At 70.3% G+C, this 18,291-nt stretch carries 16 protein-coding genes, 1 tRNA gene and 1 riboswitch; of the genes, 4 read left to right on the forward strand and 13 right to left on the reverse strand.

The genetic code is table 11. From position 1 onward, the window contains the following. Positions 1-135: 135 nt before the first annotated feature. Positions 136-936, forward strand: coding sequence for a hypothetical protein (locus tag C6N31_RS26685; protein ID WP_138356105.1), 801 nt, complete (start codon positions 136-138; stop codon positions 934-936). A 50-nt stretch (positions 937-986) separates the two neighbouring features. On the opposite strand, the gene C6N31_RS26690 is transcribed toward C6N31_RS26685, so the two are convergent. Then, positions 987-1,346, reverse strand: a complete 360-nt coding sequence (locus C6N31_RS26690) for a hypothetical protein (protein WP_381584789.1) — start codon at positions 1,344-1,346, stop codon at positions 987-989. Between the two features lie 89 nt (positions 1,347-1,435). Between C6N31_RS26690 and C6N31_RS26695 the strand changes: the two genes are divergently transcribed. Then, the gene (locus C6N31_RS26695; RefSeq protein ID WP_138356104.1) at positions 1,436-1,666 is read left to right on the forward strand and encodes a DUF4287 domain-containing protein; all 231 of its coding nucleotides are present in this window, start codon (positions 1,436-1,438) and stop codon (positions 1,664-1,666) included. A gap of 90 nt (positions 1,667-1,756) precedes the next feature. Here the strand turns inward: C6N31_RS26695 and C6N31_RS26700 are convergent, their stop codons facing one another. Together C6N31_RS26700 and C6N31_RS26705 are read right to left on the reverse strand one after the other, a co-directional pair. Continuing rightward, the gene (locus C6N31_RS26700; protein ID WP_138356103.1) at positions 1,757-2,683 is read right to left on the reverse strand and encodes a Bax inhibitor-1/YccA family protein; all 927 of its coding nucleotides are present in this window, start codon (positions 2,681-2,683) and stop codon (positions 1,757-1,759) included. Between the two features lie 117 nt (positions 2,684-2,800). Next, positions 2,801-2,882, reverse strand: a tRNA-Leu gene (locus C6N31_RS26705). A gap of 455 nt (positions 2,883-3,337) precedes the next feature. On the opposite strand from C6N31_RS26705, the gene C6N31_RS26710 reads away from it, so the two are divergent. Both C6N31_RS26710 and C6N31_RS26715 read left to right on the forward strand, forming a co-directional pair. Then, positions 3,338-4,075, forward strand: a complete 738-nt coding sequence (locus C6N31_RS26710; RefSeq protein ID WP_138356138.1) for an ABC transporter ATP-binding protein — start codon at positions 3,338-3,340, stop codon at positions 4,073-4,075. A gap of 196 nt (positions 4,076-4,271) precedes the next feature. Next, a complete protein-coding gene (locus tag C6N31_RS26715) occupies positions 4,272-6,818 on the forward strand; it encodes an ABC transporter permease (protein WP_138356102.1) in 2,547 nt (848 codons plus the stop codon). Positions 6,819-7,046: 228 nt separating this feature from the next. Here the strand turns inward: C6N31_RS26715 and C6N31_RS26720 are convergent, their stop codons facing one another. The 10 genes from C6N31_RS26720 to C6N31_RS26765 all read right to left on the reverse strand — a co-directional run bounded on the left by C6N31_RS26720 (position 7,047) and on the right by C6N31_RS26765 (position 18,238). Further along, positions 7,047-8,357: an SAM-dependent methyltransferase gene (locus C6N31_RS26720; protein WP_138356101.1), complete on the reverse strand. Its 1,311-nt coding sequence runs from the start codon at positions 8,355-8,357 to the stop codon at positions 7,047-7,049. A gap of 166 nt (positions 8,358-8,523) precedes the next feature. Next, entirely contained in the window at positions 8,524-9,933 is a 1,410-nt protein-coding gene (locus C6N31_RS26725) for an NAD(P)/FAD-dependent oxidoreductase (protein WP_138356100.1), read from the reverse strand. Between the two features lie 309 nt (positions 9,934-10,242). Next, positions 10,243-11,187, reverse strand: coding sequence for a Ppx/GppA phosphatase family protein (locus tag C6N31_RS26730; protein ID WP_138356099.1), 945 nt, complete (start codon positions 11,185-11,187; stop codon positions 10,243-10,245). Then, a complete protein-coding gene (locus C6N31_RS26735; RefSeq protein WP_138356098.1) occupies positions 11,184-11,732 on the reverse strand; it encodes a DUF501 domain-containing protein in 549 nt (182 codons plus the stop codon). The genes C6N31_RS26730 and C6N31_RS26735 overlap by 4 nt, the downstream gene beginning before the upstream one ends. A 44-nt stretch (positions 11,733-11,776) precedes the next feature. Next, entirely contained in the window at positions 11,777-12,280 is a 504-nt protein-coding gene (locus C6N31_RS26740; RefSeq protein WP_138356097.1) for an FtsB family cell division protein, read from the reverse strand. A 115-nt stretch (positions 12,281-12,395) separates the two neighbouring features. Next, complete coding sequence (eno, locus tag C6N31_RS26745) at positions 12,396-13,679, reverse strand: phosphopyruvate hydratase (RefSeq protein ID WP_138356096.1); 1,284 nt, start codon at positions 13,677-13,679, stop codon at positions 12,396-12,398. 243 nt (positions 13,680-13,922) lie between these two features. Continuing rightward, complete coding sequence (locus C6N31_RS26750) at positions 13,923-14,621, reverse strand: LysM peptidoglycan-binding domain-containing protein (RefSeq protein ID WP_138356095.1); 699 nt, start codon at positions 14,619-14,621, stop codon at positions 13,923-13,925. 4 nt (positions 14,622-14,625) lie between these two features. Then, positions 14,626-14,798, reverse strand: a riboswitch (cyclic di-AMP (ydaO/yuaA leader). Between the two features lie 260 nt (positions 14,799-15,058). Continuing rightward, a complete protein-coding gene (locus tag C6N31_RS26755; protein ID WP_187144899.1) occupies positions 15,059-16,021 on the reverse strand; it encodes a LysM peptidoglycan-binding domain-containing protein in 963 nt (320 codons plus the stop codon). A 209-nt stretch (positions 16,022-16,230) separates the two neighbouring features. Further along, entirely contained in the window at positions 16,231-17,544 is a 1,314-nt protein-coding gene (locus tag C6N31_RS26760; RefSeq protein WP_138356094.1) for a cytochrome P450 family protein, read from the reverse strand. Further along, entirely contained in the window at positions 17,537-18,238 is a 702-nt protein-coding gene (locus C6N31_RS26765) for an endonuclease V (RefSeq protein WP_138356093.1), read from the reverse strand. Before C6N31_RS26765 ends, C6N31_RS26760 begins: the two co-directional genes overlap by 8 nt. Between the last annotated feature and the right edge of the window lie 53 nt (positions 18,239-18,291).

Below are 18,291 nucleotides of genomic sequence, written 5' to 3' on the forward strand. Positions count from 1 at the left end.
GACCTCAGACCCGTCCATTTCGTGACGTTCCGCACTGCGAAGGGGAGAGGTTTACAGGCACAGTGATGTGTGGGGGATGTTTCGTCCACTCTCCAGTGGGCATCGCTCGGGATCACGTCAGTCGGGAGTACGTCTGTGAGCGCCCTGTTCTCCATCCTGCTGGTGGTCGCGGTCATCGCCGTGGCCCTAGGTTCCGCCGCCCTGCTGTCCGCCCGCGGCCTGCGCCGTGAGCTCGCCGCCCTGCGCGGGGATCTCGCGCTCGCCGGCACCGCCGCCGTACCGGCTGCCCGGCCGGTTCCCGCCGACGAGATACGCGCCGCCGTCGCGGACGCGCTCGCCGACGAGCGGGAGCGTGAGCTCGCCGAGGCGCGGGCCTTCTGGGCCGAGCAGGAAGCCCGCGAGTCCGCGGACACCTCGTTCTTCCGTGGCGGCATGCCCGCCGCGGGCACCGACTACGCCGAGTACGAGATCCCGACGGTGCTGCCGTTCCTGCCCCGGCAGTCCGATCTGGCCGGGCTGGAGTCCGAGCTCGCCCTCCCGGCGCCGGGCTTCTTCCCGCACCCCTCGGCGGCGCAGGACCACGCCGACTACCCGGACTTCCCGGATCTGCACAGCGCCCCCAGCCCCTCCGTCGTCGCCAACCCGGACCAGACCGCCGAGCGCCTCACCGACCTCGCCGAGGGCCGCATACCGCTCTCCGACGTCCGCCCGGGCCCGCTCGGCACGCTGGACGTGTACGTCTTCGCGGACGGCACCACGCTCTGCATGACCCCGGGCCACCGTGAGACCGCCCTCCAGCTCTCCGAGGCCCTGGAGCGCGGTGAGGTCCCCGTCCTCCTCGGCGGCTCCGCCGTGGGCGGCGCGTACGCCCTGACGTTCACCTACGGCGACGAGAGCATCTTCATCCTGGCCGACCGGGTCGTCGCCTCCCTCTGAGCGCACCCGCCCCGTCCGACCCCTCCGACCCGTCAGACCTGTCGGATCCGTCAGACCCCCGAACGCCGAGCGGCCCCGTCGATACGGACGAGGGCCGCTTCGAGCACCTCGCCGCGCTCCGGGCGCTGTTCGAGCGCCAGTGCCAGGTCGTTCCCGGCCACCGCGATCTGGTCGCCCACGGTGAAGGCACCGTCGTCCGGGATCAAGGCCGGTTCCCGGCCGGGGAATTCAAGCCGCTGTGCTTCCGCGGCCAGCCATCGTGCCAGCTCAAGGCCGGTTTCGGCGGCCCCGCCGCGCAGCCGGCTCTGGGGCAGGGCGCGAAATCGGCTCGCCAATCGGTCAACGGCGGAGCGCAAAGGAGTGCAGTCGAGCATGTCGGCGAGCGTACCGGGGGCGTGTGTTCCGGCCACGCACTCACATCCGCCTGCCATGGATGGTTGCCAACGCCCCAACAGTCAGGCACGGTGAGATGACCGGACACCGTATACCGGAGGCGCCGATGTCCCAGATCTTCTCCGAGGAAACCCACCGGAACCTGCTCTCCCGCATCCCCCATTGCACCGGCCGAGAGGTACGCGACTGGCTCCGCGCAGTCGATGACGGCCCAGCCTTCCTCCGCTTCGACGAGAAAGTCAGCTGGCTCCGCAGCGAACACGACCTGTCCTACGGACATGCCAAGGCGATCGTCCACGAATACGACTTGAGGCGGGCAGCCCGCAATCTCCGGTAGCCCCGGGCGTACGACGACGGGCCCCCAGGAGGCACTGCCTCCTGGGGGCCCGTCAGGTACGAGGTGCTCGTACGGAGTCCTACCGCCGGATCAATCCCTGAGGATCGAGATCAGCCGCAGCATCTCCAGGTAGATCCACACCAGCGAGAGCGTCAGGCCGAACGCGGCCAGCCACGACTCGTTCTGCGGTGCGCCGTAGCGGACGCCGTCCTCGATCTGCTTGAAGTCGAGCGACAGGAAGAACGCGCCCAGGCCGATGCCGATGATGCCGACGATGATGCCCAGCGGGCCGCTGCTGCGCAGACCGCCCTCGGGAGCGGCGCCGAACGCGACGAACAGCAGGTTCACCAGCATCAGCAGCACGAAGCCGATGGCGACCGCCATGCCGATGCGCTGGTACCGCGCGGTGACGCGGATCAGCCGGGTCTTGTAGGCGATGAGCATGCCGACGAAGACCGCCATGGTGCCCAGCACCGCCTGGACCGGAGCCCCGGACCAGTACTGGTTGTACATCTTGCTGATCACGCCGAGGAAGACGCCCTCGAAGATCGCGTAGCCGATGATCAGCGCGGGGACCGGCGTCCGCTTGAACGCCTGGACCATGGCGAGCACGAACGCCACGATCGCCGCGCCGAACGCCAGGCCGTAGCTGGTGGTACTCACCGGCAGCACGGACCAGGCGACGATCGCACCGACGATCACGGTGCCCAGCGTCATACCCGTGCGCATGACGACGTCGTCCATCGTCATGCGCCCGGTCTGCGCGGGTCCGGCCGGCGGGGCCTGGTACATCTGCTGGAGCTGCTCGGGGGTGAGTTGCTGCTGGTCCGCCGTGGCGTAAGGATTGCCGCCCTGCGCGTACGGGTTACCACCCTGCGGCGCGTTCGGGTTTCCCTGCTGCGCGTACGGATTTCCCGACCCCTGCGGGGCCGCGCCCTGCTGCTGCGTGCCGAAGCCCGCGTATCCGTCCCCGCGGCTGAAGCCTCGCCGCGAGAAGACCGGGTTGCTGCTCCTCATCTCACTCCTCCATGGCCGCGCGTTACGGCGTTGCCTCAAGGGTAATGGGTTAGCAAAAGAGACGGAGTACCGCCGGAGGAGGATCTTCTGACGGGCGCCCCACGGGAGTTTTTGAGGTGCCCGGAGCCGGACTCGAACCGGCACGGCCATGAGGCCAGCGAGGTTTAAGCTCGCCGTGTCTGCGTTCCACCATCCGGGCGGGGGCGGGGTCTCGACGCAGGACGAGCGTATCGGGGTTACTGGGCCGAACAGGGCACGATCCGCGTCATGTTGTCTGATTTTAGGGGTACCTGACGCAGCCTCAAGTGGGCCTTGAGGGGGTGGATCGCGAGCCCCCGGGCCTTCACATGGCGCACACACGTCATTCGCATATGACGCGAAATCGATCACGCCCGACAGCCTCCCGGACACCACCCGGAGTCCCGCCGCGCCGTCACCGGGACCACGCTGACGGCGGATGACACCGGGCCTCAGGGCCCGGTGTCATCCGCAAGTAGTACAGCGGACCCCCCGGGTCCCTCCCAGGACTGCCCTCGGAACAGCAGTCTGGGCTGATCCCCGGAGCGGATCCGGCCGTCACGATGGAGTAGTCGTCGTTCACCCCACTTCAGGAGCCGCCCCGTGACCCCCACCGGAACCACTTCCCGCACCTCGATGGTGGCGGCCCGTGCCACGGACCTCAGCAAGGTCTACGGCGAGGGAGAGACCCGGGTCGTCGCTCTGGACGGTGTCTCGGTCGAGTTCCGGCGCGCGGAGTACACGGCGATCATGGGTCCGTCGGGCTCCGGCAAGTCCACGCTGATGCACTGCATGGCGGGGCTCGACTCGGTCTCCGCCGGGTCGGCGCGGATCGGTGAGACGGAACTGGCGTCGCTCAAGGACAAGCAGCTCACCCAGTTGCGCCGGGACAAGATCGGCTTCATCTTCCAGGCGTTCAACCTGCTGCCGACGCTCACCGCCGCCGAGAACATCACCCTTCCGATGGACATCGCCGGTCGCAAGGCCGACCAGCAGTGGCTCGCCCAGGTGATCGCCACGGTGGGGCTGGCCGACCGGCTGTCGCACCGGCCGAACCAGCTGTCCGGCGGCCAGCAGCAGCGTGTGGCGGTCGCCCGCGCCCTGGCGAGCAAGCCGGAGATCATCTTCGCCGACGAGCCGACCGGCAACCTGGACTCGCGCTCCGGCGCCGAGATCCTCGGCTTCCTGCGGAACTCGGTGCGTGAGCTGGGCCAGACGATCGTGATGGTCACGCACGACCCGGTCGCCGCGTCCTACGCGGACCGGGTGATCTTCCTCGCCGACGGCCGCGTCGTCGACGAACTGCACGACCCGACCTCGGACGGCGTCCTGGAGCGCATGAAGCGTTTCGACGCCAAGGGCCGCACCAGCTGAGCCGGGCGCACCCCGCCGCCCCCTCCGCACCCCAACACGCCCCCGACTCCGGCCTCCGGTTCCCCCAGCCCCTCAGTGGCCGCCCGCGCCGCAGCCCTGCCGTGGTGCCGCTCCGCCGTGCCTCCGCGCTGCCGTCGTGCCCCTCACGCACGCCCGCCGCACCGCCGCCCGACCGAACGAACCAGGACTGATCCCCATGTTCCGCACCGCCTTGCGCAACGTCCTCGCGCACAAGGCCAGGCTGCTGATGACCGTGCTCGCCGTCATGCTCGGCGTCGCCTTCGTCTCCGGCACCCTGGTCTTCACCGACACCATCGGCGACGCCTTCAAGAAGAGCTCCGCCAAGAGCTACGAGAACGTCTCCATCGCCGTGAAGCCCGGCTTCGCGGCCCGGTCCACGGGCACGGCCGGCCAGGACGAGCGGCCGCAGCTGACCCAGCGTCAGCTGGACACCGTGCGGGCACTGCCCGGCGCGGCCTCGGCCACCGGCAGCGTCTCCGGGTTCACCGCCGTCGCCGACAAGGACGGCAAGCTGATCGGCAACGGCTGGTCCACGCGGGGCGGGAACTACTCGGCCGGCAAGGACGGCACCGACTCCCGTTACGCGCTGACGGACGGCCGCGCCCCGCAGAAGCCGGAAGAGGTCGCGGTCGACAGCAAGACCGCCGACCGCGCGGACCTCCAGGTCGGCGACACCGTACGGATGTCCGTCAACGGGCCGGTCATGCACCAGACCGTCACCGGCGTCTTCGACACCGACGACGGCAACGTCGCGGCGGGCGGCAGCCTCGTCCTCTTCGACACCGCCACCGCGCAGAAGCTCTTCGCCAAGCCCGGCCAGTACGACGAGATCGACGTCCGGGCGGCGCCCGGCACCAGCCAGGCCGTGCTCAAGGCCGAGGCCGAGAAGGCACTGCCCGAGGGCACCGAGATCGTCACCGGACAGAAGCTGGCGGACGAGGAGGCCGCGCAGATCTCCCAGGCGATGAGCGGTCTGAACACCGGGCTGCTGGTCTTCGCCGGTATCGCGCTGTTCGTCGGCATCTTCATCATCGCCAACACCTTCACCATGCTGGTCGCCCAGCGCACCAAGGAGCTGGCGCTGATGCGGGCGGTCGGCGCGAGCCGCCGCCAGGTGACGCGCTCGGTGCTGATCGAGGCGTTCGTGGTCGGCCTGACCGCCGCCGTCGTCGGCCTCGTGACGGGCATAGGGATCGCGGTCGGCATGCGGTCACTGCTCGGCACGACCGGCGCGACGATGCCGGACGGACCGCTGGTCGTCGCTCCCGGCACGATCATGGCGTCGCTGGTCGTCGGTGTCGCCGTCACCATGCTCGCCGCCTGGCTGCCCGCCCGCCGGGCGTCCAGGATCGCGCCGGTCGCCGCGATGAGCAGCGTGCACGCCCCGGCCACCACCAGGAGCCTGGTGCTGCGCAACACCCTCGGCGCACTGCTGACCGGTGCGGGCATCGCCCTGGTGCTGGCCGGCGTGGGCATGGGCATGGACAGCGGCAAGCTGCCGCTGGGCGCCGGCGGCGGGCTGCTGCTGATCGGGGTGTTCGTGCTGACGCCGCTGCTGTCGCGTCCGGTCATCGCCGCGGCGGGACCGCTGCTGCGCCCGTTCGGCGTCACCGGCAAGCTCGCCCGGCAGAACTCGGTGCGCAACCCGCGGCGTACCGCCGCCACCGCGTCGGCGCTGATGATCGGCCTGACGCTGATCACCGGTCTCACGGTGATCGCGACCTCGGTCCAGAAGGGCATCGACAGGATCGCCGCGGACTCCATCAAGGCCGACTACACGATCAGCATGGTCAACCGCGTCAACGGCCTCTCCCCCGAGGTGGCGAAGACGCTGAGCGGGCTCGGCGACGTGACCGCGTCCAGCCCGATGCGGGAGGCCTGGATCGAGCTCGGCGGCGGCGACCACCCGGTGACCGGCGTCAACACCCGCTCCATCGCACAGCTCGTCAACCTCGACTTCACCAGCGGCTCGATCGGCGGGCTCGGCGGCACGACCGTCGTCGTGGACGACAAGACCGCGAAGGACGGCGGCTGGAAGGTCGGCGACGCCCTGCCGACCGTCTATGACGACAAGGCCAGGGGCACGCTGACGGTCGGCGGCATCTACCAGGGCAACAACATCCTCAACGGCGTCCTCGTCGACACCGCGACCCTCGACCCGCACCTGTCGAAGATCTCCGACACGCAGGTCATGGTGAAGACCGCCGACGGCGCGAGCGCCGCCACCAAGGACGCCATCGAGAAGGCGCTGGGCGACAACCCGGCGATCAAGGTGCAGGACAAGGCCGATATCTCCAACGAGGCCGGCGGCATGATCAGCATGATGCTGAACATGCTCTACGGGCTGCTCGCGATGGCCGTGATCGTCGCGGTCCTCGGTGTCATCAACACCCTGGCCATGTCGGTCTTCGAACGCTCCCACGAGATCGGCATGCTGCGGGCGATCGGCCTCGACCGCCGGGACGTCAAGCGGATGGTCCGGTTCGAGTCGCTGCTGATCTCGCTGTTCGGCGCGGTGCTCGGGATCGGGCTCGGGGTCTTCCTCGGCTGGGCCGCGGGCCGGCTGATCGCCGGCGGCATGGACACCTACACGATGGTCCTGCCGTGGGACCGGATCGCGATCTTCCTCGGCGGCGCCGCCGTGGTCGGGGTGCTGGCCGCGCTGTGGCCGGCCCGGCGCGCGGCCCGGCTCAACATGCTCAGCGCCATCAAGGCGGAGTAGCGGGCTCCGTGCATCGCCGCCGTGGGCTCTCCCGGATCCGTCCGGGAGAGCCCACGGCGCTGTTCAGGCCTTCGGCTGGCTGCTGGGAATGTCGTCCAATGAGCGTCGTCCGCCCGGAGGGCGGGGCCGGCGGGGCTTGGTGCGTGCGATCGCAAGGCGGAGGAGGGAGTCCATGCGGTGGGGGCACCTCCCAGCGGTAGCTGGGGGGAGGGAATTTGACGACACGACCTAGGGCCACGGCCGGGCCGGCGGCATGCCCGCCGCCCCGGAGGGCCTGGTCCTGACGGCCAGGACCTGGTTGACGCCGATACGGTTCTGCTCGAAGGACAGCGCGCTGGCGGCCATGTACAGCCGCCACACCCGCGCCCGTCCGGCACCGGTGAGCCGCACCGCCTCCTGCCAGTGGTCCTCCAGATTGCGCACCCAGGCCCGCAGCGTCAGCGCGTAGTGCTCCCGCAGCGCCTCGACGTCCCGCACCTCGAATCCGGCCTCCTCCAGCCGGGAGACGGTCGAGCCGACCGGCGCGAGCTCGCCGTCCGGGAAGACGTACCGGTCGATGAACTCGTCGACGTGGTACGCCTCCTCGTCCGCCCAGGGGCGGCGGGCGATCTGGTGGTTGAGCAGCCGGCCGCCCGGCCGCAGCAGGCCGTAGAGGTGGGCGGCGTACTCGCGGTACAGGTCGCGGCCGACGTGCTCCGCCATGCCGATCGACGAGATCGCGTCGTACGGGCCGTCCGCGACCGCCCGGTAGTCCTGGACACGGATGTCGATGCGATCGGTGAGCCCGGCCTCCGCGACGCGCTTGCGGGCGTACGCGGCCTGCTCGGTGGAGAGCGTGATGCCGACGGCGCGCACCCCGTAGTGCTCGGCGGCATGCAGCACCATCGAGCCCCAGCCGCAGCCGACGTCCAGCAGCGTCTGGTCGGGCCGGAGCGCCAACTTGCGGCAGACCAGGTCGAGTTTGGCGTACTGGGCCTCTTCGAGGGTGGTCTCGGGGTGCTCCCAGTAGGCGCAGGAGTAGACCATCGACGGGCCGAGGACACGCTCGTAGAAGTCGTTGCCGACGTCGTAGTGGTGACTGATGGCCTGCTTGTCGCGGCCCGGGCTGTGCAGCGGGCCGAACCGGCGGCGGGCCTCCTCGGGCGGCGGCGACGGTGGCAGCCCCGGCCCGGCGAGCACGAGGGCCTCGCGGGCCAACCGATAGGTGTGCGGGTTGCGCAACAGGTCCACCGCGCGGCGGAAACCGCCGGGGTGCGGTGCGCCGTCCTCGTCGGTGTCCCAGACGATGCCGGCGATCAGGTCCAGCGCCTCGTACAGATCGCCTTCGATGTCCAGGTCGCCGGCGACCCAGGCGCGGGCCAGTCCCAGCTCACCGGGCTTCCACAGCAGCCGGCGCAGCGCCCGGCGCCGCCGCATGACGAGCATGGGGGCGTCCGGGGGTCCGGCCTCGCTTCCGTCCCAGGCGCGGATGCGCAGCGGGAACGGTTCTCGTAGGGCTTTTTCAGCAAGGTCGCGCATGCGACGGGCCGCATCTGCCATGCGTACGAGCGTACGACGGACGGCCGTCGACGCGAGTGATTTTCCGGCCCAACCACCCGGGCGTCCCCGGGGGGTACGCCGAAGGGGCGCCCGCACCACGGATGGCGGACGCCCCTTCGGCCTTACGTTCGTGCGACCGGACCTGCCGGACCGGTGTGACTCGTCGTCAGGAAGCCTTGGCCTTCTCGGCTGCCTCGGCGGTGGCCGCGTTCGCCGGGACGGCCGCCTTCGCGGGGGCCGGGGCCGGACGGGCCGCCTCGTAGAACTCCTCGCGGGGGTTCTCCATGGCGCCGAGCGAGACGACCTCGCGCTTGAGGAACATCGCGAGCGTCCAGTCGGCGAAGACCCGGATCTTGCGGTTCCAGGTCGGGACGGCCATGCCGTGGTAGCCACGGTGCATGTACCAGGCCAGCCGGCCCTTGAGCTTGATCTTGGTCTTGCCGACCACGATCATCGCCACGCCCTTGTGCAGACCGAGACCGGCGACCGCGCCCTTGTTGGCGTGGGCGTAGGTCTGCTGCGGGAAGCCGCGCATCCCCGAGACCACGTTGTCGCCGAGGACCTTGGCCTGGCGCAGCGCGTGCTGGGCGTTCGGCGGGCACCAGGCGTTCTCGACGCCGGCCTTGCGGGCGGCGATGTCCGGGACCTGGGCGTTGTCGCCCGCGGCCCAGATGTAGTCGGTGCCCTGCACCTGGAGCTTCTCCGAGGTGTCCACGTGGCCGCGCGGGCCGAGCGGGAGACCGAAGCGGGCGAGCGCCGGGTTCGGCTTGACGCCCGCGGTCCACACGATCGTGGAGGCGTCGACCTCCAGACCGTTGGCGAGCACCACGTGCTTGTCGACACAGGACTTCATCGACGTGCTGAGGTAGACCTCGATACCGCGCTCGCGCAGGTGCTCAAGGCCCCACTCGCCGAGCTGCGGGCCGACCTCGGGGAGGATCTTGTCGGCGGCGTCGACGAGGATGAAGCGCATGTCCTCGCGCTTGACGTTCGGGTAGTACTTGGCGGCGTCGCGGGCCATGTCCTCGACCTCGCCTATGGTCTCCGCGCCGGCGAAGCCACCGCCGACGAAGACGAAGGTCAGCGCCTTGCGGCGGACGTCCTCGTCCGTCGTGGAGTCGGCCTTGTCGAGCTGCTCGAGGACGTGGTTGCGCAGGCCGATGGCCTCCTCGACGCCCTTCATACCGATGCCGTTCTCGGCCAGGCCGGGGATCGGGAAGGTACGGGAGACCGCGCCGAGCGCGATGATCAGGTAGTCGAAGGGCAGCTCGTAGGTCTCACCCACGAGCGGCTGGATCGACGCGACCTTGCGGTCCTGATCGATGTTCATCACGCGGCCGGTGAGCACCTCCGCACCGGGCAGCACGCGTCGGAGCGGGACGACGACATGGCGCGGGGAGATGCTGCCGGCGGCAGCTTCGGGAAGGAAGGGCTGGTACGTCATGTACGAGCGCGGGTCAACGACAGTGACCGTCGCCTCGCCGTACCGCATCTTCTTCATGATGCGGCGCGCCGCGTACAGGCCGACGTATCCGCCGCCTACTACGAGGATCCGTGGACGCTCCGAAGTGCTCATGGTTCGAGTATCCAGCACCTGATGGGGGGGTGCTCGTGAGCCCCTTCACAAGGTCCTGGACACCCTCTGCTACACTGCCCGGCCGCGTGACCAGGCCCACAGCCCCTAGAGGGAACCTGAGACCCGGACGGGCCGTTGAGCGCACCATCTGATCAGCGAAGATCGGCGCCCTTTGGGCATGTGTCCAAGGGGCTGTAACACCGCGGAAACACCGCGCCACAAGGGTTCCGAGGGGTCCCGGGCCCCCCGGCCTTGGAAAACTGGGCCGTAGGACCGGAACTTCATGTGAAGAGTTTCACAAACTTCGTGCTACGCGATGCTCCAGGCGATGCCGTCGAGGATGTCGTGCTCGCTCACGACGACCTCCTGGGCCCCGATCCGCTCCATGATCTGGAGCAGCACGAGCGCTCCCGCGCCGATCACGTCGACCCGTCCCGGGTGCATCACGGGGATGGCCGCGCGCTCCGCGTGGGTGGCCGCGAGGAGCTGTCCGGTGATCTCCCTGACCTGCTCCAGGGAGATCCGTGAATGGTGGATCGCGGACGAGTCGTACTCCGTCAGACCCAGCGCGACGGCCGCGACCGTGGTGACGGAGCCGGCCAGTCCGACGAGGGTGCGGGCCTGCTCCAGCGGGACGGAGGCGGCCGCCTCGTCGAGCGCGGCGTTGATGTCGGCCTTGATGGCGGTGATCCGGCCGAGCGTCGGCGGGTCGATGATCGTGCCGTCGTCGGCGGTCAGGTGCCGTTCGGTCATCCGCACACAGCCGATGTCGACCGAGCGGGCCGCGAGCACGCTGTCGTCGCCGACCACGAACTCGGTCGAGCCGCCGCCGATGTCGACCACGAGGTAGGGCTTCGCGTGGCCGTCGTGACCCGTCAGCTCCTTGGTGGCGCCGGTGAAGGAGAACTCGGCCTCCTGGTCACCGCTGATCACCTCGGGCTCGACGCCCAGGATGTCCACCACACCGCGGACGAAGTCCGCGCGGTTCTCGGCGTCGCGCGAGGCGGACGTCGCCACGAAGCGCAGCCGCTCCGCCCCGAGTTCCTTGATGACGGCGGCGTACTCACGGCAGGCCGCGAAGGTCCGCTCCAGCGCCTCGGGCGCCAGCCGTCCGGTGCGGTCCACGCCCTGCCCGAGCCGGACGATCGTCATCCGCCGGTCGAGGTCCTCGATCTCACCCGTGACCGGGTCGGCGTCGGCGACGAGCAGCCGGATGGAGTTGGTACCGCAGTCGATGGCCGCAACGCGTGTCACTTCTGCACCTCGTCGGTGGTCGCGGTGGCGCAGCCGCCGCTGACACAGGGGCCCTTGCGCCACCAGTCGGGCAGCATCGCGATGGCCTCGTCGCCCAGCGGGTTGACCCCGGGGCCGGCGGCGAGCGAGTGACCGACCAGGACGTGCAGGCACTTCACCCGGTCGGGCATGCCGCCCGCGCTCGGGAAGCCCTCCAGCACCTCGATGGCGTCCCGGCGGGTGATGTAGTCGTCGTGCGCGGCCCGGTACGCGGCGGCCAGCTCCGGGTCCTCGGCGAGCCGGGCCGTCATCTCCTTCATGACGCCGTCGGCCTCCAGGGTCCCGATGGCGGACGCGGCGCGCGGGCACGTCAGGTAGTACAGCGTCGGGAACGGCGTACCGTCCTCCAGCCGCGGCTGGGTCTCGACCACGTCCGGCTGTCCGCACGGGCAGCGGTGGGCGATGGCCCGCAGGCCGCGCGGCGGGCGGCCCAGCTGCTCCTTGAACGCGGCGATGTCGGCCTCGGTCGGCGTGGTGCGGGGGGTGGGCGCGGGGTGATCTGTCATGAGCCGTTCTCGATCGTGGAAGGTCAGCGGCGGGCGGTGCCCGGCTACCGCCGGGGGGTCCCGGCGGCGTCGGCGTGGTCGACGCTGTCCCAGAAATTGTCGTACCAGGGGCGGTGCGCGGCGGCCTCGTCCGAGGACCGGCGGCCGGCGGGGTCGCTGTCGGGGGCGCCGCTCGGGGTCGGGCTCACCACCGTATAGCCGGTCTCACCGGGCAGCATGAAGTGCAGCCGCTTGCGGGCCTGGGTCTTCACGTACTCGTTGTCCTGCCAGCGGGCCTTCTCCTCGCGCAGCTGCTCGACGCGCTGCTTGGCCTGCTGGGCCTCCTTGCGCTGGTCGGCGATGTCCGAGCGCTGGGCGATGTACTGCCGCATCGGATAGGCGAGAGCGACGATCAGCGCACAGAGCACGAGCGCCAGCAGCGCGGCCCGCCCGGTGAGCTTGCTGCGCCGGGGGGCGGGGCGCCTGGTCGCCGCGCGGTAGACGCGGGCCTGCGCCTCCTGGCCGATCGCCTTCAGCCGCGCCGCGGTGGAGAACCGATCCGCCCCCACGCCGTCTCCCCTCGTCCGCACGTACCTACGTCCCCGGCCACGGTACGGGACCGGGCGCGGGGACGTAGGTCAGACGTGCGGGCGGTGCCGCCGATCAGCCGTCGGACCGGCCGGGTCAGCCCTTGAAGCGGGGGAACGCGGAACGGCCGGCGTAGACCGCCGCGTCGTCCAGGATCTCCTCGATGCGCAGGAGCTGGTTGTACTTGGCGACGCGCTCGGAGCGGGCCGGGGCGCCGGTCTTGATCTGACCGCAGTTGGTGGCGACGGCGAGGTCGGCGATGGTGACGTCCTCGGTCTCACCGGAGCGGTGCGACATCATGCACTTGAAGCCGTTGCGCTGGGCCAGCTCGACCGCGTCGAGGGTCTCGGTGAGCGACCCGATCTGGTTGACCTTGACGAGCAGCGCGTTGGCCGAGCCCTCGTCGATACCGCGCTGCAGGCGCTCCGGGTTGGTGACGAAGAGGTCGTCGCCGACGATCTGGACCTTGTCGCCGAGCTTGGCGGTGAGAGCCTTCCAGCCCTCCCAGTCCTCCTCGTTCAGCGGGTCCTCGATGGAGACCAGCGGGTACGCGGCGACCAGCTCGGCGTAGTAGTCCGAGAGCTCGCCGGCGGAGATCTTCTTGCCCTCGAAGTCGTACGAACCGTCCTCGTTGTGGAACTCGGAGGCGGCGACGTCGAGCGCGAGCGCGATGTCCTGGCCCGGCTGGTAGCCGGCCTTCTTGATGGCCTCGACGATGAGGTCGAGCGCCTCGCGGTTGGAGTCGAGGTTCGGCGCGAAGCCGCCCTCGTCGCCCAGGCCGGTGGACAGCCCGCGCTCCTTCAGCACGCCCTTCAGCGTGTGGTAGACCTCGGCGCCCCAGCGCAGGGCCTCGGAGAAGGACTCGGCACCGATCGGCGCGATCATGAACTCCTGGATGTCCACGTTCGAGTCGGCGTGCGACCCGCCGTTCAGGATGTTCATCATCGGGACCGGCAGCACGTGCGCGTTCGGGCCGCCGAGGTAGCGGAAGAGCGGCAGGTCGGACGCCTCGGAGGCGGCGTGCGCGACGGCGAGCGAGACGCCGAGGATGGCGTTGGCGCCGAGCGAGGACTTGTCCGGGGTGGCGTCCAGGTCGAACATCGCCTGGTCGATCAGCCGCTGCTCGGTGGCGTCGTAGCCGACCAGCTCCGGGCCGATCTGCTCGATGACGGCGAGAACGGCCTTCTCGACGCCCTTGCCCATGTAGCGGCTCTTGTCACCGTCGCGAAGCTCCAGGGCCTCGAAGGCTCCGGTCGAGGCACCGGACGGCACGGCCGCACGGCCGGTGCTGCCGTCGTCGAGGCCGACCTCGACCTCGACGGTGGGGTTGCCTCGTGAGTCGAGGATTTCCCGGGCTACGACGACGTCGATGGACGGCACGAGTGTCTCCTTCAGGCTGTGTACAGCTGATGCGTGTCTCTCTGCTCTTGCGGCACGAGCCTAACCGCCCGGGGAGGGTAGACCAGTCGATCGGCCGACTCATGAGACGAAAAAGGGCCCAAAGGCTGACAACAGGTGACCAACGGCGCCTTACGCCGTGGTGGCCGACGCCAAAACCCCGGCCCGGCACGCTCGGGGGGAGTGCGTGCCTGGCCGGGGAGTCTTGGGGTAGGGCTATCGGTCTCAGCTGAGGTGCAGCTGCTGGCCCGGGTAGATCAGGTCGGCGTCGCTGACGATGCTCTTGTTCAGCTCGAACAGCTTCTCCCAGCCGCCGGCGACGTGGTGCGCCTGGGCGATCCCGGAAAGGCTGTCGCCGGTGACGACCTTGTACTCGCCGTTGCCCTGCTGGACCGGGGCGGCCTTCTTGGTCTCGGCCGGCTTGGCGGCGGGCTTGGTCTTCTTGACCGGGGCGCGGTTCTCGGACTTGCCGCGGCTGGCGGTGTCCGAGGTGTCGCGCGAGGTGGTGCTCTTCGACGGGGTGCTCTTCGTCGAGGAACCGGTGTTCACGTCGGCGGCCGGGCCACCGGCGGTCAGGTTGCCGGCGCCGGCGCAGGCCCAGGCACCCGGGCCCTGCAGGGCGAGCAGCTTCTCGGCTACCGCGATCTGCTGGTCCTTGGTGGCGAGGTCGGCACGGGCGGCGTACGCGGTGCCGCCGGCGGCTTCCCAGCTGGACTGCGAGAACTGCAGGCCGCCGTAGTAGCCGTTACCGGTGTTGATCGACCAGTTGCCGCCGGACTCGCACTGGGCGACAGCGTCCCAGGTGGCGACCGAAGCGGCGGAGGCGCCGGTGGCACCCAGCAGCGGAACGGCGATCGCGGCGGTGGTGACACCGGCAATCGCGGCAATTCGGGTGAACTTGGACGGGCGACGGTGCTTAGCCATGGTTGTTCATCCTCACCGACGCCTACGAGGTCAGCTGTCGGGTTCGGGCGTGAGTTGCCCGGCTGCGCGGCTCTCGCCGTGCTGCTTCACCCCAAGCCGGTCCGTCCCCCACGAGTTCGGGGCCGGGCCGGCGGAAGACCTTGGGTCCCCCGCTCCTGCCTACGGCGCTTTCGCGTCGACTGTTCCCGTCGGTCGGCGGCAGGACTCGGCGATCCTGACCGGCGGGGCCCGCTGTGGCGAGCAGTACGACGTTAAACACACGATCCCGGCGAGGACAAACATCCCGGGGTCGTACAGCAACTCCCCCATCCGGCTGAGCGGACCCACAGAACCGCAGGTCGGAAGGGAGAAAAGCGGCGCAGTGCGAGCGAGCCGTCACAGCCGCCACGGAGACCCTTGTCACAAGGTCCGGGGTGCCGGGATCGTGTTGAGCGGTCTCAGAAGCTCAAGTCCAGGTGCTGCCCAGGGAGAATCAGGTCGGGATTGTCCCCAACAATCTGGTCATTTGCCCCATAAAGCGCCTTCCATCCACCCTGCAGATGATGGTCGGCGGCGATGTCGCAGAGGTTGTCGCCCGGCACGACGACGTAGTCGCCGTTGGCCGCCACGTCGCCCTGACCGGTGTTCTGATCACCGTTCAGACCGTCGGCGGTACCCGCGGACCGGTCGGCGTCGCGCGAGGCGCGGTCGGTGCTCTGCCCGTCGGAGGAGTCCGGCGATCCGGGCTTCGCGTGCTTGCCCGGGCTCTTGCCCGCGGCTCCCGGCGTGGTGTCCGCCAGGTCCGAGGAGGGGCTCGGGGCGGTCGGCGTGGTGGCCGGCGTGGTGCCGTCCGAAGGATCGGCCGTCGGGTCGGTCGTCGGAGTGCCGGTCGGCGTCGACGGAGTCGTCGGCGTGGTGGACGCCGGAGGAGTCGTCGGCGTCGTGGGCGCCGCGGGTGTCGTCGGCGTCGTGGTGGGCGCCGTCGGCTTCGTGGTGACCAGCGGGGGCAGGATCGAGCCCGGGTCGATCTTCGGCGGCGCTCCGCCGGTCACGAGTCCCGCGGGTCCCGAGCAACCGGGCCAGGCGTCCGGCCCGAGTTCCTTGAGCAGCGTCTCGGCCACGGCTATCTGCTGCGAGCGGCTCGCCAGGTCGGGGCGCTCGGCGTAGACCGTGCCGCCGTACTGCTCCCAGGTGTCCTCGGTGATGGACAGACCACCGTAGAAGCCGTTGCCGGGGTTGGCACTCCACATGCCGCCGCTCTCACATACCGCCACCTTGTCCCAGACCGTGGCATCGGCCGCCTGCGCGGCGCCTGCACCGAGCAACGGGAGTGCGATCCCCGCTCCGGTCGCCGCGACCACCACGATGGCGGTCGGGGCCTGGCGCGGTCGGCGGTGTCTGCCGTTCCCGGACTTCAGCATGCGGTCACCCTTCTCCAAAAAACATCGACTACGGTCCTGCGTCATCTTCGAGAAGCCTGCGATGACCGCAGAACGTAGCGGTGTTGACCATCGCATCACAAGTCGGTGTAGCGGGCATCACGTTGAGGTCACGGTCGATTTCAGCCCTTACCTCTTGTACGGGACATTTTTGACGTCCCGTCAGGGATTAACGGTGTGAAAGGCTGGACTCAGGACGTCGATTCGAGGATTCCGGTTTCGGGGGTGAAACCCACCGGCAGCGTCCGCAGCCCGCGCATGATGAGGCCGCCGCGCCACCGCAGATCGTCCGGCTCGGCCGCCAGCCGCAGGTCCGGGAGCCGGGTCAGCAGCGTCGCGAGCGCGGACTGCGCCTCCAGGCGGGCCAGCGGGGCGCCCAGGCAGTAGTGGATGCCGTGCCCGTAGCCGACGTGCTGGTTGTCGCGGCGCGCCAGGTCCAACGTGTCGGGTCCGTCGAACCGGTCGGGGTCGCGGTCGGCCGCCGCCAGCACCACCAGCACCGGCTCGCCCTCCCCGATCCGCTGCCCGCCGATCGTCAGCGACTGCGTCGCGAACCGCCACGTCGCCAGCTCGACCGGCCCGTCGTACCGCAGCAGTTCCTCCACCGCGGTCTCCAGGAGGTCCGTCTCACCACGGGCGATGGACGCCTGGAGCTGGGCGCGTTGCTCGGGATGGCGCAGCAGCGTGTAGACGCCGTTGCCGATGAGGTTGACGGTGGTCTCGAAACCGGCGAAGAGCAGGATGAAGGCCATCGCGGCGGCCTCGTTCTCCGACAGGTGCTCACCGTGGTCGCTCGCCTTGATGAGCCCGGAGATCAGATCGTCGCCGGGGTCCGCGCGCTTGCGGTGGATCAGCTCCAGCAGATACGCCCGCATCTTCTTCACCGACCGGGCGACGCCGCCGCGCGGGCCGCCGCCGTGGCGGATCATCATGCCCGCCCAGTCCCGGAAGTCGTCCTGGTCCTCGGGCGGGACGCCCAGCAGATCGCAGATCGTGTAGATGGGGAGCGGGAACGCGAACTCGTGGATGAGGTCCGCCTCCGACTTCACCGCGCCCGCCTCGTCCACCTGCAGACCGTCGATGAGCCGGTCGGTCAGCTCCTGCACCCGCGGTGCGAACTCCGCGATCCGGCGCGGGGTGAACGCCTTGGAGACGAGCCGCCGCAGCCGGGTGTGGTCCGGCGGATCGATGTTCAGCAGGTGCGTCATCAGATCCGCGCCGCGCTCGCCGGGGATGCCCACCTTGTTCTTGGCGTTGGCGCCCTCGCTGTGATGACCCCGGTTCTTGCTGAGCCGCGCGTCCGCCAGCGCCTGCCGCGCGTCCGCGTACCGCGTCACCAGCCAGGCGTCCACGCCGCTGGGGAGCGTGGTCCTGTGCACCGGCGAGTGCTCGCGCAGCCAGGCGTACGCCGGGTACGGATCGGCGGCGAACTCCCAGGTGAAGAGGGTGGGGGCGGGAGGGGCGGCGGGGGTGGGCGCGGGGGTTGCGGCAGTCTCGTCAGGCACCCCCTGACGCTAGCGCGTCCCGGCAGAGCCGATCGGCGAGCCGGGTCGTCTGCGGCAGCCGGTACTCCGGCGCCAGCGCGAGGACGTGCCGGCACGCGGTGTCCAGGTCGATGCGGTGCCCTGTCGACACATAGACCGGTTTGACGCCCCGCTGGGTGCGCAGCACGCGGCCCACGGTCTCCCCGTCGTCGACGAGCGGTACGAACGCCCCGCGTTCCGGGCCCAGCGCGGCCGGGTCGTGGCGTCCGGTGAACGGTGTCTTCGCGACCCCGGCGGTCGGAATGCCGGTGATCACCCCGAGGTGGCAGGCGAGGCCGAACCGCCGGGGGTGCGCCAGCCCGTGACCGTCGCAGACCAGCAGATCCGGGACGGTGCTCAGCTTGCGCAGCGCCTCGACCAGGGCGGGCAGCTCGCGGAACGCGAACAGCCCCGGGACATAAGGGAACGAGGTCTCGGCGACGGCTGTCGCCTGCTCCACCGGCGCGAGCGTCCGCGCGTCCAGTACGACGACGGCCGCGGCCACCCGGTCGCCCGTGCCGTTCCCGTCGCCCGCGTACGCGACGTCCAGCCCGGCGACGAAGCGCGGCTCGCGCGGGCCTGGCCCGCGATGGTCCGCCCGCGCCCGCAGCCGGTCCTGGATCTCCAGCGCCTGCGCCTCACCGGCGGGCCACTCGTGCGGCACATCAATCTGCATGGCAGAACGCTACGTTGCGGCCCGGAGCCCGGTCGCCCCGGATTCCGCGCCGG

This window comes from Streptomyces fildesensis (assembly GCF_016107395.1).
In the GTDB taxonomy this organism is placed as follows: Bacteria; Actinomycetota; Actinomycetes; order Streptomycetales; family Streptomycetaceae; genus Actinacidiphila; species Actinacidiphila fildesensis.